15 protein-coding genes are annotated in these 15,949 nt (G+C 38.8%); 7 read left to right on the plus strand and 8 right to left on the minus strand.

From position 1 onward, the window contains the following. Positions 1-20: 20 nt before the first annotated feature. Entirely contained in the window at positions 21-1,157 is a 1,137-nt protein-coding gene (locus ACXITR_RS09190; protein ID WP_457996930.1) for a hypothetical protein, read from the plus strand. A 35-nt stretch (positions 1,158-1,192) separates the two neighbouring features. After that, a complete protein-coding gene (locus ACXITR_RS09195) occupies positions 1,193-3,694 on the plus strand; it encodes a hypothetical protein (protein WP_457996931.1) in 2,502 nt (833 codons plus the stop codon). Between the two features lie 46 nt (positions 3,695-3,740). Here ACXITR_RS09195 and ACXITR_RS09200 read toward each other — a convergent pair whose 3' ends face one another. The 4 genes from ACXITR_RS09200 to ACXITR_RS09215 form a co-directional block, all read right to left on the minus strand. After that, positions 3,741-4,172 carry a hypothetical protein gene (locus tag ACXITR_RS09200; protein WP_457996932.1) on the minus strand — a complete coding sequence of 144 codons (432 nt, stop codon included), beginning with the start codon at positions 4,170-4,172 and terminating at the stop codon, positions 3,741-3,743. A gap of 92 nt (positions 4,173-4,264) precedes the next feature. Next, entirely contained in the window at positions 4,265-5,002 is a 738-nt protein-coding gene (locus tag ACXITR_RS09205) for a cytochrome c biogenesis protein CcdA (protein WP_457996933.1), read from the minus strand. A 48-nt stretch (positions 5,003-5,050) separates the two neighbouring features. Then, the gene (locus ACXITR_RS09210; RefSeq protein ID WP_457996934.1) at positions 5,051-5,374 is read right to left on the minus strand and encodes a 2Fe-2S iron-sulfur cluster-binding protein; all 324 of its coding nucleotides are present in this window, start codon (positions 5,372-5,374) and stop codon (positions 5,051-5,053) included. Positions 5,375-5,406: 32 nt separating this feature from the next. Next, entirely contained in the window at positions 5,407-6,066 is a 660-nt protein-coding gene (locus ACXITR_RS09215; protein ID WP_457996935.1) for a pentapeptide repeat-containing protein, read from the minus strand. Between the two features lie 156 nt (positions 6,067-6,222). Here ACXITR_RS09215 and ACXITR_RS09220 point away from each other — a divergent pair, with 156 nt between their 5' ends. Then, complete coding sequence (locus tag ACXITR_RS09220) at positions 6,223-6,567, plus strand: TMEM165/GDT1 family protein (RefSeq protein WP_457996936.1); 345 nt, start codon at positions 6,223-6,225, stop codon at positions 6,565-6,567. Here the strand turns inward: ACXITR_RS09220 and ACXITR_RS09225 are convergent. Then, entirely contained in the window at positions 6,564-6,863 is a 300-nt protein-coding gene (locus ACXITR_RS09225; protein WP_457996937.1) for a DUF3593 domain-containing protein, read from the minus strand. The two genes, ACXITR_RS09220 and ACXITR_RS09225, sit on opposite strands and share 4 nt — an antisense overlap. Before the next feature lie 149 nt (positions 6,864-7,012). Here ACXITR_RS09225 and ACXITR_RS09230 point away from each other — a divergent pair, with 149 nt between their 5' ends. Beyond that, positions 7,013-9,337, plus strand: coding sequence for an ATP-dependent helicase (locus tag ACXITR_RS09230; protein WP_457996938.1), 2,325 nt, complete (start codon positions 7,013-7,015; stop codon positions 9,335-9,337). A 65-nt stretch (positions 9,338-9,402) separates the two neighbouring features. After that, positions 9,403-11,037: an alpha-D-glucose phosphate-specific phosphoglucomutase gene (locus tag ACXITR_RS09235; protein WP_457996939.1), complete on the plus strand. Its 1,635-nt coding sequence runs from the start codon at positions 9,403-9,405 to the stop codon at positions 11,035-11,037. A gap of 42 nt (positions 11,038-11,079) precedes the next feature. Here the strand turns inward: ACXITR_RS09235 and ACXITR_RS09240 are convergent, their stop codons facing one another. Beyond that, entirely contained in the window at positions 11,080-11,247 is a 168-nt protein-coding gene (locus tag ACXITR_RS09240) for a hypothetical protein (protein ID WP_457996940.1), read from the minus strand. Between the two features lie 104 nt (positions 11,248-11,351). Beyond that, a complete protein-coding gene (gene miaE / locus ACXITR_RS09245) occupies positions 11,352-11,945 on the minus strand; it encodes a tRNA isopentenyl-2-thiomethyl-A-37 hydroxylase MiaE (RefSeq protein WP_457996941.1) in 594 nt (197 codons plus the stop codon). A 221-nt stretch (positions 11,946-12,166) separates the two neighbouring features. Here miaE and gcvH point away from each other — a divergent pair, with 221 nt between their 5' ends. Beyond that, entirely contained in the window at positions 12,167-12,568 is a 402-nt protein-coding gene (gene gcvH, locus ACXITR_RS09250; RefSeq protein WP_457996942.1) for a glycine cleavage system protein GcvH, read from the plus strand. Here the strand turns inward: gcvH and ACXITR_RS09255 are convergent. Next, the gene (locus ACXITR_RS09255) at positions 12,565-13,722 is read right to left on the minus strand and encodes an NAD(P)/FAD-dependent oxidoreductase (RefSeq protein WP_457996943.1); all 1,158 of its coding nucleotides are present in this window, start codon (positions 13,720-13,722) and stop codon (positions 12,565-12,567) included. The genes gcvH and ACXITR_RS09255 overlap by 4 nt on opposite strands. Before the next feature lie 542 nt (positions 13,723-14,264). On the opposite strand from ACXITR_RS09255, the gene ggpS reads away from it, so the two are divergent. After that, a complete protein-coding gene (gene ggpS / locus ACXITR_RS09260) occupies positions 14,265-15,746 on the plus strand; it encodes a glucosylglycerol-phosphate synthase (protein ID WP_457996944.1) in 1,482 nt (493 codons plus the stop codon). Positions 15,747-15,949 lie beyond the last annotated feature (203 nt).

The following is a 15,949-nucleotide window of genomic DNA, read 5'->3' on the forward strand; positions in this document are numbered from 1 at the left end:
AAGGTATTAGTATTATTGAAATGCTCGCTTCTATTCTCATCTCTGGATTAGTGGTGGGAGTCGCTTTTACAGGTTTTAATGAATATCGACAGAGTTTTGTGCGAGATCAATCCCGCAATAGAGTAAATCAATCCTTAACGGGGGTTTCTTCCCTCATAGGGCCAGACATTTTACAGATAGGACAAGGGCTAACCGATGATCCAAACTTTGAGACCATTAGGGTCGTTCAAAGAGATATACCCGGAACTACCGACAAATCTTCAGTTATTACCATTACCAAAGCCCTCGTTTCATCCTCATTACCTATCTGTGCGGATATTGATAAGGGGAGTTCTACTACCAAAATTATGATTATGGATAATACTAACCCTATTTCTAGCAGCGGATGTAGGCTTGTTGACAACTTACCCCCTAAAACTGAAAATGCAGATGGTTCAGAAGCTACCCCCAAAGGAGATGGTTGGCCTGATATTTTAAAGGTTTTTCGCAATAACAGATTAAATCAAGGAGGTTCAATTAAAGCATATATTTATGCTGGGGAACAGACCGATGCAAATAATAATAAAGTACACAACTATGAAGTGTTTAACTACACGGGGGAAATTACTGAGAATGAAGATGGAAATTCCATGACTCCCAGCCCTAATAACGCACCTGCGAGGGCTTTTATCGAGACAGATGGTCACACTTGGGCTCATGACTATAGTTCCGTTGGCACTGGTAGAATTCACATCATTGAAAGACGTACCTATTTTTTACATCGTAAGGAGGGAGAAGATAGTGGAACTCTGAAACTAATGATTAATCCACCTGATGATATAGTCAATGGAACTTGGAATGATGATGATATTGATGAAAATAATGTTAGTATTCTGACCTTAGCTAATGATATTGCTAATTTTGAGGTTAAGGTAAGCGTATTAGAAGATGTGGAAGGAAATACAACCCATGAATGTAGAGTAATTCCCCCCCCACCAGCCCCAAACCCCGCTCGTTGTTTGCCCACAGGGGTGCAATATTCTTGGGCAAACATTCAATATATTGAAACTGAAACCACCCTTGCTGTTGATGAACTTGATTTAAGTCGTAGTGGTTTAAAAGAGGAGGATTTAACCTTAACAGAAAAATTCTTCCCTCGTAATGTCTTTAGTTTTTAATCTTTTTGTCGTTATCTTAATCTTTATTTAAAACCATGAACAAGAATTATCGCTTTTCTCCCATCCTTTACTTTTTACTCAAATTAAAATCTCTTAAATCATCTTCTAAGAGTGGTTATGTACTCGTCATTGCCGTAGGAACCATTGTTGCTTTGACAGGATTATTAGCGGTTTATGGACGTTCTACCCGTGTTAATAATATCGCTACCAGTAGCACAGTGGATAGTAGCAGTGGCTTTTTTGCCGCAGAAGCAGCCCTTAACAAAAGAGCTCAAGAATTGAGGACACTATTTTTAGCTCGCCGTACTCCCGAAGGAAATTCTCCCCAGGATTTAGATGAATGTGTTGGTCTTGATCCAGGTTCTGAGGACGAAAATGATCATTTTGAGTGTAAAACGATTGAGCTATCTGCCAGTGCAGCAAATCGAACTCCCTATCGTGGTATAACCTATGTTGTTGAGGGGGCAAGGAACGTTGATGGTGTTGTCCCAAGAGGCGATCGCTTCCAAAACTTAAGCATGAGCGAAAGTTTATTTTCAATTTATGCTTTAGGGTTAAGGGAAAATGCTGACGCATCCCAAGCCTCCGCTATATTACAAATGGATGTAAGGGCAAGGGAAATTCCTATGTTTCAGTTTGCCGCTTTTTATAAAGACGATCTGGAAATCTTACCAGGTCCTACCATGAACCTAAACGGGCCAATTCATACCGATGGCAGTTTATATTTAGGTGCGAATAATACGTTAAATATCAATGGTCAAGTTACCGTCGCAGGACAACTATTTAGTAAGCGTAAAAATGATAACTCTACCTATGCTAATGGTCGAGTGAGAATTAGAAATGCAGCAGATAGTGACTGGATTAACTTAGTACAAGCAGGTACAGGAAGCACTAATGCCACGGCTAATGCCATGGACCCTGTGAGAATAGCCAGTGCCTTTGGTACTCAAGTTCAGGTAGGCACCGAGCCTGTTTCTATCCCCACTCCTGATATTTTGGATAGTAGAGGACAATATTTTGATAGAGCAGATATTCGCATCAAATTTAAGCCTGTAGGTACACAAACAGGGAATATGAACTATTTAAAACAAATTCCCTTTGAAATTACTGCCAGAAATGGTGGCAAAATCAACCAAGGAATCGTAAATCTTAACTCAGCAACATATCAAAGGCGTTTACAAAGTTTAAGACAACCCGTTATGGTGGGGGCAGATTTAGCTTCTATTCCTACTAATTCTGAATTTCACATTTGTAATCCTAATGCTCATAATTTATCAGGAACTTTAGCTAATTGGTGGAATGGTTTAACCGTAGCCCAAAAAAATAATTTTAGAGAGCAAGCCCAAAATTATGTACTAGAGCAAATCCACGGTACGAATCAAGATGCCCCTATTCCTCTTTCTTTTTTGTCTCTACCCCTTGGAGCCGTAAATAATCAACAGCAAAATCTGTATGGTAGTTTTGCTCAGAATACTTCTAGTTTAAATAGTGCTCTAGATGAATTTACTGATTCTAGTGAAGCCATTAAAAAACTCGAAGAAATGAGTGCTCAACAAGTTGCAGCACTTAACGGGCGTTGCTTTATTGCTGCCCCCATCACTGATATTGGTAGAGATAACAATAATCATCAATCACGGTATCAGTTTTTCAACAACAGAGAAGGTCGCCATAAAAGACTGCTACAGTTAAATATTGAAAGTATGGTGGTTTGGAATCGAGATGGATTGTATATGGCGACAGGAAATCAGCTAACTCCAACTGATGACTTTTTATTCGCAAAAGCCCCTGAAGATACTACCGCTCCTCAACACTCATTCCAACGACTAGGATTGGCCGCAGCAGATACTACCGATGGCGGTATGGTTATTCATGCCATGGTGGGTGATGGTGTTGATAACAATGGTAACCCTATTACCTATTCTAATGCTTATACAAACACAAGTCCTTATGGTTTTGCAATAGTCAGAGGAGAACAATTAATGGGTTTAGCGAGAACTGAGAATGTAGATGATCCTACGGGGTTAACCATTGCTACGGATCAAGCTATTTATCCTCAAGGAGACTACAATACAGCCAATTATCAACCCGCAGGAATTTTGGCTGACTCTTTTAATCCTCTCTCTAACGCTTGTTTCTTTGAGGATGAAGCTATCAATCGTCGTAATGGAGCCAATTGTAATGTTCTTGGGGAAAATGGAGGAGCAATAAATCCCACCCCAACGACTTTTAATGCAGCAGTGTTGGCTGGAACAGATATAACAAATGCTTTTGGGAGTGGGTATAACGGAGGCTTAGAAAACTATCCTCGCTTTTTAGAAAACTGGGGTAACAGACTATGGCGTTATCGGGGTTCTTTTGTAAGTATTGCCAGACCTTTACGAGTAAGTGGTCGGTGGGGTCTAGGCAATGTTTATTCTGCACCAGAAAGAGATTGGGATTATGATGAAAATTTTAATGATCCTCGAAATCTTCCTCCTCTTACTCCGCAGTTTGTGTATCTCAAACAGGATTCCTTCTTCCGTAGCTTCGATCAATAATCATTTATTATGGGCAAGGGGTTTTAACCCCTTGTTATGGTAAATCTTACTCTTTGTTTTGAGCTTCAGGGGGGCGAGTGGCTTTCCCCTCCATATTTACGTAGGGAAAAAATTGTATTTTTTCTGGCTCTTTTGCTTTTTTGAGCCTTTCCGTAGGTAAATTCACCTCTACTTCTTGGCTTTGGGGCAAAGAGTTATTATTCTTTGTGGTTCTTGTATTGGGTAGTTTTAGGTTATGGGAAGGAGAATTGACCACAAATATTTTATCTAATTCATCCCTAACCACTTCCACTAAATTGGGATGAAATTCTAATACTTGTCTGATTTCGTTGGCATCACTCAAAAAGCCATGGATTTTTTGTTTTGCTTCAGTGAGAAACTTTTTTTGTTCTAATAATTCCTGTTGTTTTTTTTGTAAGTCTTTGACACGCTGAGATAAATCACCGTCTATTTTTTCAAAAATATCTACATATTCCATGGGTTAATGTTCCTTTCCTATATATATTCTTATGGCTGACTATCCGATAATTTTAAACTAAATTTATAGAAATTTTATTGATGGTCAGGGGTTTATGTAAACGATAGTCGAGTGGCTAGAGAAATCACCCCAAAACCAAGCAAAATTGCACCGCTGAGGGGGTTTATCCATTGGGTAATTATTCGTAAGCTAAGTAATTTTTTTAGGGTGCCTGTAAATGTTCCTGCCAAGATGAGGGGAGATACATAACCGATGGCATAACTTAACAGAAAAACCGTACCGAGTAAAATGTTTTGAGTGTTGGCAATGTAGGCAAGGAGAGTGATTAAAACGGGAGTGCTACAGGGAGAGGCCACTAAGCCAAAGGTTACTCCGAGAAGGTATGAACGTAAGCTATCGGGAAAGTTGTCTTTTATCCAGTCGGTGTTGCCCCAGTTAGGAAGTTTTAGGGGGATAATCTCTAATAGGTTTAAGCCCATGATAATGGCGATCGCACTTACGAGAATAGGTAAACCAATCCCAATTTGCCCATAAATCTTTCCAAAAGCTGCCGCCCCCACTCCCAAAATAGCCAAAGTAGTAGCCAAACCAAAAGCAAAGTAGATAGACTGAAAAAAACTAGATAATTTTCCCTTAGACTCATAACCGCCAATATAGGCAATAGTTAAAGGCAACATAGACAACATACAAGGAGTCAAACTTGTTAACAAACCCGTTAGCAGAATAACCCCCACACTAAAAATAGTCAGATGACTAAGTTGAGAATCAACCAACCCATTAGCAAACTGTTGTAAATAGTATAGTTTTTCCGAAATTAACTCAAAATTCATACTTGTAGGGTGGGCAATGCCCACCACCCTTAAATTAACAAGCCCCAATTATTTTTGACTCATGCCAAACTGACGATCATAAACTTCATCCTCTTTACCCGCAATAACCTTTAAATCAGAGCGAGGATAAGCCACACAAAGCAAAGCATAGCCCTCTGCTTGTAACTCAGGAGAAACCCCCATACCATCCCCTTGCTCTACTTCTCCACTAACAATCTTCGCCGCACAAGTAGTACAAACCCCCGCATTACAAGAACTTGGTAAAGGTATATTTTCCCTTTCGGCTACCGCTAAAATAGTTTCATCTTCCCCTACTTGAAAAGTGTAGGTTTGCCCTTCATTAGTAACCTCTACACTATAAATATTACTCATAAAAATTTTATATTAAAATAATCAACAAACAACTATTGTAACCCGATTACCCCATCTAAATCAGCACCAGAAAAATTCGCCCCAGTGGTATTTGCCCTCGTTAAAATAGCATCCTCTAAGTCTGCTTGGGTAAAGTTAGCATTTTCCAAATTAGCATTAGTTAAAATGGCATCATCCAAGTCAGCCCCCGTCAAATTAGCATTACTCAAATTTGCCCCCATCAAATTAGCATCTTCTAAGTCTGCCCCTGTTAAATCTGCACCGATTAAATCTGCTTCGGTTAAAATTGCTTCCTCTAAATCGGCTCGAATCAAGATAGCATTGCGTAAATTCGCCCCACTCAAATCTGCTTCTTCTAATTTTGCCCCACTTAAATTAGCATTTTGTAAATTTACGTTGCGAAGATTCTGGTTTTCTAAATTTACCCCTTGAAGGTTACAGCCAACACACTCTCTATCATTTAATAATTGGGAAATAGCATCTTCACCACTAACCATTGCTAGTTGATTATTAGATTGCTCAGAAGGTAAACTATTTTCTGTGGATGTTTCTCCCATAGATTGAGGCTCGGAAGATTGTCCAATATTAATAGTAGGACTACAACCCAATAAAGTAGCTGACATAAGTAAAAGAATACTGTGACGAAAAATCTTTTGTTGTTGTTTTAGGTTTGATAATATTTGATATTGCATTGCTATAAAGATGGTGATTCTTTGCTTATAGCCTAACTTTTGTTCATTGGTTTCGGCAATTTTCTTTGATTATTTGGTTTTCAAATCACAAATTATGAAAAAAATATGATAACTTTAATGTTACGATATGTTACTTGACCACAATTATTTAAAATAATGTCAGTAGAACAAGAAGTTAAAGAGATAGAAGCCCTAGCAGAGCAGAAAAATATTCAGAAGTGGAGCTTTTGGAAAGTTTTTAGCTCTACCTTTTTAACCATCTTATTTGCTGAAATGGGGGATAAAACCCAGTTAGCAACCCTATTATTATCTGCTCAATCTACCTCCCCTTGGATTGTTTTTATTGGCGCAGCATTGGCACTTATCGCCACCAGTTTAGTGGGGGTTTTATTGGGTTACTGGTTATCAAAGAGATTAACACCGAAAATACTTGATGTTTCTTTGTCTATCTTACTTTTATTGGTGGCAGGGGGTTTGATTATGGACGTTCTCGATTTTTAGCCTTCTTTGATTTCTTTTTCTTTTTCCATAACCGCCTGACGAAATCCTAACACCACCAAAATATTAGACAACGTCAAGAAAAATTCAGCCCCCCCATGTAACCAATCTACATTAGCCAAAGAAGTGTCGTAGTGTACCTTGGCATATATTCCCGCAGGGATAGTAACCACAACGAAAACTAACAGAATATAAAATCCTTTTAGTGCCAGTTTGGGAGTTTTACCCGATTTAGTCAAAAACCAAAGAAAAGCAAGATAGGGAAATAAGGAAACGGCAAATAAACTTTCAATACTCATAGTTAATGTTGGTAAAAGTGAAAAATAGCAAGAACACTCGAAAAAATAAACTAGATGTATATATACTAAAACAAGTCTAGTGTCGGCAAAACCCATCAAAACCCAATTGTCCATTGTCCACAGTTCATTGTCAATTATTCGCAGGTGTTATGGAGCAAAAATTAGAGAATTTAATTAAACAACTACGGCCGGGGCAAGATGTTTTAGGACGTTGGCAAAAGGGAGAAATGGCGGTTTCAGCGGTGCCAGGGGCAGGAAAATCCCACAGTTTAGCGGTGGCAGCGGCGGCTACCATTGCCAGAGAAAAACTTAATTTACGTCGTCAATTAATGATTGTTACCTATACTCGTTCAGCCACAGCTAGTATTAAACAAAAGGTAGAACAAAATTTACATTATCTAGGGTTGCCCCCCATGGGCTTCTCGGTGCAAACTATCCATAGTTTAGCTTTAAATATTGCGAGTAGATACCCTGAGTTATCGGGGCTAAATTTAAACCAGAGTAATTTAGTTTCTCCTAACTCAAACCATCGACTGATTAAAAATACGGTGAATCAATGGATTAGAGAAAATCCTAGTCTTTATATAGCTTTGGTGGAGGGAAGACAGGGTTTTGATGGGGAAGAGTCGGAAAGAATGCGCCGAGAGGGGGTTATTCGCAGTGAATTATTACCTAAATTGGCTAATACCATTATCGGAGAGGCAAAATGTTCTGGTAAAACTCCCCATAGTTTAGCCCATTATATTGATTATACCCGTGATGAATACCAAATAATGGCGATCGCCTCTGGACTATATAAAATATATCAACAGTTGATGATTGAAAATAATCTCATGGACTATGACGATATGATACTAGGGGCGCTTAGGGTGCTAGAAAATGAAGAAGCCAGAAAGCTATGGCAACAACAAACCCATGCGGTATTTGAAGATGAAGCCCAAGACTCTAGCCCCCTACAAGTGGAATTACTAGAAATTTTAGCGAAAGATGACGAAAAGCCACACCTAGAGCCGAATTTAGTCCGAGTAGGAGATCCCAATCAAGCAATTAACTCTACTTTTACATCCGCTGACCCCGTATATTTTAACTGGTTTTGTGACCTGTGCGAGAAAAAGCATAGCCTTGCCACCATTGCCCAAGCAGGAAGAAGTACCCAAACCATCATTGATGGGGCAAATAAAACCCTTGACTTTATTAACAATAAAGCTATTAATAAAACCCTCAAATTTCAAGAAAATAATCCAAATTATACTCAACAAATAGAATTACCATTTAGACAACAATATATCCAGCCCGTAACTCAAAAAACAAATCAACCCCCCATTAATCCATTCCCCTACGGAAAAGGAATCGAATTACATAAATTTGACCATATTTATGATACCGTCAAAGCCCTAGGAAAAAAAATTGAAGCAATTTTTGCCGATGAAAAAACAAGAAAAAATAGTAATCTAGCTATTTTAGTCAGAGAAAAAAGTCAAGGGAAGTTTATTACATCTCATCTTGAATATTTACAAGAAAATCACCATATAAAAGTCATCTTCATTGACGGTAATAATAACATCTCCGAATTACCTCAAGAAATTTTACAATTATTAGAATTTATTGACCGACCCCATTCCCCTGATTTTTTTAATAGTATTCTCAAAATTTTAGAAAAAAGACAAATAATAAATATCCCCATATCTTCTATTAATATTAACTATCCAGAAAAATTTTTGTATCCCACAGAGTTGGATAAAGAAAATAATAAAAATTTCGATAAAATCAGAAAAATTATTCTAACTCTACTAGAAGCAAAAATAGAATTAACCCATTATCAACTAATTCCCTACCTTGCCATGACCCTTAACTATAATCAAGGAGAATTAGCTACAACCCATAAACTTAGTGAAAAAATTGATAAAGAAATTATCGGTCGTAGCTCCCTAAAAACTATTATTAGTACCCTAAAAGAACTAATTAATACTGAAAGTTTTAAAGAAGTAGAAACCTTTGCTGATGATGATAGTAACCCAGAAAATATCTATACAAAATGTGGACAAGTTACTATTATGACTATGCACAAGTCCAAAGGATTAGATTGGGACTATGTATTTTTACCATTTATAAATGAAAATATTATTCCGGGTAGAGTGCACCTGCCAAAAAATACTCAATTTTTAGGAAAATTTGATTTATCAGAAGTAGCAAGGGGGCAACTAAGAGCTTTAATTCATCAGGAAAAATTAAATAATAAAATAACTAAATCTTTGTCCATTGATGAAGCATGGATAGAAGCGCAAAAAATGAAAGAATACGAAGAATATCGTCTTTTATATGTTGCCATGACGAGGGCTAAAAGATTGTTATGGATGTCAGCGGAAAAACAATCCCCTTACTCATGGTCTTTTTTCCAAGACAATAATGATATAGCTAGTCTAAGTAAGACTAATCCTTGTCCTGTTTTTAATTTTTTATCTATGGAAAACTAAATTTTAGGGAGGGCTTTCTGTTAACATTTTTAGGGAAAACCATTGAGCAATCAAACTGACTATTTATGAGTATTATAAAAGTCTCTACAACGCCCTTCGATGATCAAAAACCGGGTACATCAGGTTTAAGAAAAGCTGTCACCGTTTTTAAAAAACCTCACTATTTAGAAAACTTTGTTCAAGCAATTTTTGATAGTCTGCCTGAATTAAAAGGTAAAACCCTTGTTTTAGGAGGGGATGGACGTTATTATAACCGTCAAGCAATCCAAACTATCCTCAAAATGGCTTCTGCCAATGGTGTAGGAAGAGTTTTAGTAGGTTGTGATGGCATTCTCTCGACTCCCGCCGCTTCCTGTCTGATTCGTGGTAACAATGCCTATGGGGGCATTATCCTTTCTGCATCCCACAACCCGGGGGGAGAAAATGGCGATTTTGGCATTAAGTATAACGTAACCAATGGTGGCCCTGCCCCAGAAAAAGTAACTGATGCCATTTACCAGCGCACCTTAACCATCAAAGAATACTCTATTCTCGAATCTGCTGATATTAACTTAAATAACCAAGGCTCATTTAAATTGGGTGATATGGATGTGGAAGTGGTGGATTCAGTTAAACCCTACATCGAATTAATGGAGTCTTTATTTGACTTTGATTTAATCAAAAAACTGCTTGCTGGTGGTCAGTTCAAAATGTGCATGGATTCCCTCCACGCTGTCACAGGACCCTATGCTAAGGCGATTTTTGAGGAAAAACTAGGTGCAACGGATGGAACCGTAATAAATGGCGTTCCCCTTGAAGATTTTGGGGGGGGTCATCCTGACCCTAATTTGGTTTATGCTAAAGGCTTAGTTGATATTCTATTTGGTGATAATGCTCCTGATTTTGGTGCTGCTTCCGATGGGGATGGCGATCGCAACATGATTTTAGGCAAACATTTCTTTGTCAACCCCAGCGATAGTTTAGCCGTCATTACCGCCAATGCCCACCTCGTAAAAGGCTATAAACAAGGATTAGCAGGGGTTGCCCGTTCCATGCCCACCAGTGCAGCGGTGGATAGGGTAGCCGAAAAGCTAGGTATTGATTGTTATGAAACCCCCACAGGGTGGAAATTTTTTGGAAATCTTTTAGATGCGGATAAAGCCACCATTTGCGGAGAAGAAAGTTTCGGTACAAGTTCTAATCATATTCGAGAAAAAGACGGACTATGGGCAGTGCTTTTCTGGTTAAATATCATTGCCGTCAGGGAAGAATCCGTGGAACAAATTGTCAAATCCCACTGGGAAACCTATGGACGCAACTTTTATTCCCGTCACGACTACGAAGAAGTAGCCACGGAAGGCGCTAACGAATTGGTTAATCAATTACGCAGTCAATTTGATACCCTCGTAGGTAAAACCTATGGTAAATATACCGTTAAATATGCCGATGACTTCAGTTATACTGACCCTGTAGATGGTAGTGTATCCCAAAAACAAGGGGTGCGTATTGGCTTCACCGATGGTTCGAGGATCATTTTCCGTCTTTCTGGCACCGGTACCAAAGGCGCCACCGTAAGGGTATATTTAGAAAGTTATGAACCTGATACCAGCAAACAAGGTTTAGATACCCAAGAGGCGCTCGGGGATTTAATTCAAGTAGCCGAAGAAATGGCTCACATCAAAAAATACACCAATCGAGACAAACCCACCGTTATCACCTAAAAAAAATCAGTAGGGTGGGCATTACCCACCTTACACATGAAACTATGGTTGGTCGGTGGTGGTGGTGCTACTATCACTGTAGATATTTTCGATGGGGGCAGGTTGGGCTAAGTCTGTTTTCATAAAGCCACGGGCGCTGGTGGCCACTAGGGCAAAAATAGCGATGAGAATGGTTACGATGGGGACAACTTGTTGACGGATAAATTGCATGGGTTTATTTTCAGGTTATTATGAACGGTTAAGGTAATTTTACACTATTCCCCATTGCCTATTCCCCATTCCCCGCCTCAACCAAAATGCTTATCCATCAAGTTCTAACTGTGTATTCTTGGTTCGGGGTGTAGATTACGCAGAATGTCGCTCTCTAGTTGGGCTAGTTCTTGTAATCTTGGCTCGATTTGCTCTTGATCACAGTATTTGTGGGCAAGTACCCAGTAAATTCCATAATGTCTTGCTTCTGATGCCATTAAACCTCGATAAAATTTGGCTAACTCTCCATCGGGGCAGTTTTGGGCTAGTAGTCCGAGGCGTTCGTGCGATCGCCCTTCAATCAACGCAGATACCAATAAAGAATCGAGGAGACGATGGGGCTCATGTCTGCGAATAGCACCTTTGAGGGTAGCACCGTAGGGGGAAGGTTGTAGGGGGGCAAGGGGTATTCCTCTTTTTTCGAGCCATTGATTTACCTGCTCAAAGTGTTCTAATTCCTCCTTGGCGATGGCTGTAAGCTCGTGGATAAGCTCGGTATGGGAAGGATAACGAAAAAGTAAATTTACTGCCACCCCCGCTGCCTTACGTTCACAGTGGGAATGATCGAGAAGGATAGTATCAAGGTTGTTTAATGCTTGTTGTAACCATGCCTCGGAGGTTGGCTCACACAAGAGTTTGATCTTTGTTAATGTTTTCACAAATATTTACCTAATTTTTATTAGTATTCGATTGTTTAAAGGAAATTAAGGACAGAACAGAGATCGAATATTTACAAATAATGAAATTTTAAACTCAAAATTTTTGATAAATTTAATTATCCATTATTAATTCTCAATTCTCAATTATTGATGAATGTGCTTGTTAATTTTTCACCTATAAATAATAATATTAGAGAACCTTTGATACAGAGTAATCGCCCATGACCTTAGAATATCCCGAAGATTTAAAATATCTTGATTCCCATGAGTATGTACGCATAGAAGATGACGGAGACATTGCCACTGTTGGACTGAGTGCTTTTGCCCTAGAGGAATTGGGCGATGTGGTCTTTTTGGAGTTACCGGAATTGGGAGATGCCATCGCCTCGGGGGACAATATTGGCACTGTGGAATCCGTGAAGGCTGTATCAGAAATTTATGCTCCTGTTTCAGGCACGGTAATTGATCGTAATGAAATGGTAATCGAACAACCAGAGGCGATCGCAGATGATCCTTACGGAGAGGGCTGGTTAGTGAAAGTACGTCTTGATGATCCTAATGAGGAATTAGAAGATGCCCTCAGTGCCGAAGAATATAGAGCTATGGTAGAACCCGATGCCTAGTTAGTGGAGAGGGTAAAATCCCCCTCATGGGTGGTCAAAAAATGGGCAAATTTTCGAGCGAGGGTAGGCACAAATACAAAGGGGCTAGTAAACCCAGAAAACACCGACAAACCTTCTATTTGCTCCACCTTGCCCACCTGAAAAGGTACATCTTTACTAAATGCTACTTGGCAAGTATGCCATTGTCCCTCCAAGTTTGCCACGGAAGGCAGGTAATGGGCGATCGCCCCTCGAATCTTCTCCTCACTAGCCCTAGGATCCACAGAAGCACTGGTATTTGTCCTAATTTGACTAATTTGCCCTAAACACAGACTACCATCTAAAAATTGAATAGCCCCCGGCTCTAGCACCTCACCCTGTAACTCATCACTAGGATTTATCCAGATAGAATCCTTTGCCAACGCCGTCACATCCTCCTCCATCAAAAATCTTGCCGTGGTACTAGGCATCACCAAACAACGTAACTTAATGTCCGTCGGTGCAGTTTTGATTAACTGAGCATGGGTAAAGTAAAGAGGTAAACTCACCCCCACCTTTGCCAACAAACCACGACAAAAAGCCCCAGCACAAAGGATTACCTGATCAGCAAAATAACTATTTTTACTGGTTTTTACCCCCACCGTGCGACTTTCTTTTTTTTCCAAATCCAGTACCAACTCCTCCCGAATTTCTCCCCCCAATCTCTGAAACGCAACTTGATAACCCATTATCAACTCATGGGGGTTAACATGACCATGGGGAAAACGTAAACAACCAGAAATAGCTTCCCCATTAAGTAAAGGCTCTAAAGCGCAACTATCCTCAACACTAAATAAATCGGGCTTAATCCAAAACTTTTGATAATTACTAGCCACCTGCTCCGGGTTTTTGTCCTTGGGAATGGTAAAAAGTAAATCTAAATCTCGATATTGGGTATCATAATCTAGCTCATCCCTCAACCCTCGCTGAATTTCGATGCCCTCCTTGCACAAAGATATGGTGCGATCGTCTGTACCACACCAATAAGCAATGCCCCCATAACTGTAAACAGTGCCATTGGAAAAATTAAGATTCTTCTCAATTAATAAAATCCTCTGACCTCGTTTCGCCAACTCATAAGCCAAAGCAGAGCCCGTTAAACCAGCACCCACCACGATCGCATCATAATTATTCATTAACAACCCCTATTCCTTACCTATACTATTATCATTTCTTTTGAAGATTATATTTTAGCAATCATTGTCTGTTTGACCTTGGTATTCATCAGGATTAATGTTATGAACCAAGATTTTTTTTAGTTTTTATGATGACTTATGCCATAAAATTTGACTCAATATTAATCATTATGCTATGATTAAATTCAACTTAATTGCCAAATTTAACATGTAATTAAAAACCTTCGATCTGAAGGTAACTTATAATACATTACTCTATTTCAGAGAAGAAAGCCTAATCGCTAAAGGTAATTTTTAAGGTTATTTTCAACATAAAATATCTATTACTATCGTAATTACTTTATTTTTTTAGTGCAAACTAACTATTGGTCTGAGGTACTAAAATAGAGATAAAACAAATGCAATTCTAATAGATAAACGATAGTTCTATATTTTTAAAAGAGTAAAAATAACTATCTCATTCAAAAATTCTGGTTCTATAAGTAGATTTAAATCTATAATCAACAACAAAATACTGTAATTATTCATAAAGCATAAAATATATGAAATCATCTCTAGTCATCCTCTATCACCGTCAACCCTACGACGAAGTAATTGAAAACGGAAAAACCTTTTATCGTGATAAGAAAAGCCCTAACGGCATCGTACCAACCCTAAGAAGTTTCTTTAATAGTGTTGATAAGGGAACTTGGATTGCTTGGCGACAAGTATCAAAAAAAGAACAATCTAGCTTCCAAGAAAGGGTGCAAGTAGAGGAAGAAAGCTCTAATTATAGTGTTTTACGTATTCCCCTTTCTCCAAATCAAGTTAAAGAATTTTATCACATCACTTCTAAAGAAGCCTTTTGGCCCATTCTTCACTCCTTCCCCTATCACTTCACTTCCGAGTCTTCTGAGTGGGAAAATTTTAAAGAAATTAACCGATTATTTGCCGAGGCTGCCTGTAAAGAAGCGGCGGATGATGCCCTTATCTGGGTACATGACTATAACCTATGGTTAGCTCCTAAATATATTAGGGAAATGAAGCCTAATGCTAGGATTGCTTTTTTCCATCATACTCCTTTCCCCTCGGTGGATGTGTTCAATATTCTTCCTTGGCGTGAGGAAATTATTAAAAGTCTGCTATGTTGTGATGTGGTTGGTTTCCATATTCCCCGTTATTCAGAAAACTTTGTCAATGTCACCCGTAGTTTATTCCCCGTGGAGGTGGTAGAAACTCAGCCTGTGCAAGGACATTTTACTAAATGTGGTACGGCTTTAGCAGAGCCTGAAATGGTCACTAAATTACGTTACGAAGGGCAAGATGTAACCGTGGATGCTTTTCCTGTAGGTACCAACCCAGACTATATTAATTCTGTGTTAGCCACTGCGGAGGCTCAGAAAAAATATGAGGAAATTAAAGAGGAGTTGAATGGACGTAAGTTGATTATCGCTGCGGGTAGAATTGACTATGTTAAGGGTAATCAGGAGATGTTAGAAGCTTTTGGTCGTTTATTGGAACGTCGTCCTGAGTTGCATGGTAAGGTTAATTTTATTGTCAGTTGTGTGTCGGCGGCGGCGGGTATGAGGGTTTATAAAACTACTCAAAATAAAATTGAGCAGTTGGTAGGACAAATTAATGGTAAGTTTGCCCGTTTAGATTGGACTCCCATTATGTTATTTACGAAGCCTATTCCCTTTAGTGATTTATTGGCTTATTATAAGGCGGCGGATATTTGTTGGACTACTCCTTTACGGGATGGTTTGAATTTGGTCGCAAAGGAATATATTTCTGCCCATAAGGATGAGAGTGGCGTTTTGATTCTCTCTGAGTTTGTAGGTGCGGCGGTGGAGTTACCCCAAGCATTGTTAACTAATCCTTATTCTGTAACCCGTATGGATACTGCTATTGATCAGGCTTTGGTTATGGCTGAGGATGAACAAAAAGAGCGCATGGAGGCGATGTATAAAACTGTTTCTACTTATGATGTTAAGTATTGGGGCGATCGCCTTTTAGATGTATTTGGTAAAATTCCTAAAAAATAAGTTTTTATTGCGTAGTTGAAAAAGAAATAATGGGGGATAATACTTCCCCTATTTTTTTTGTAAAACTAATTTAAATAATTGGTGTTGCTTATTTTCGGTATGTAATATTATTGAATAATAGTAGATATATAATACTAGAGCTATTATTACTATTGCCAAACTAAACGAAAGATCATATCTTAATTCACCAACGCCAAATAATT

This window comes from Cyanobacterium sp. (genome assembly GCF_054166785.1).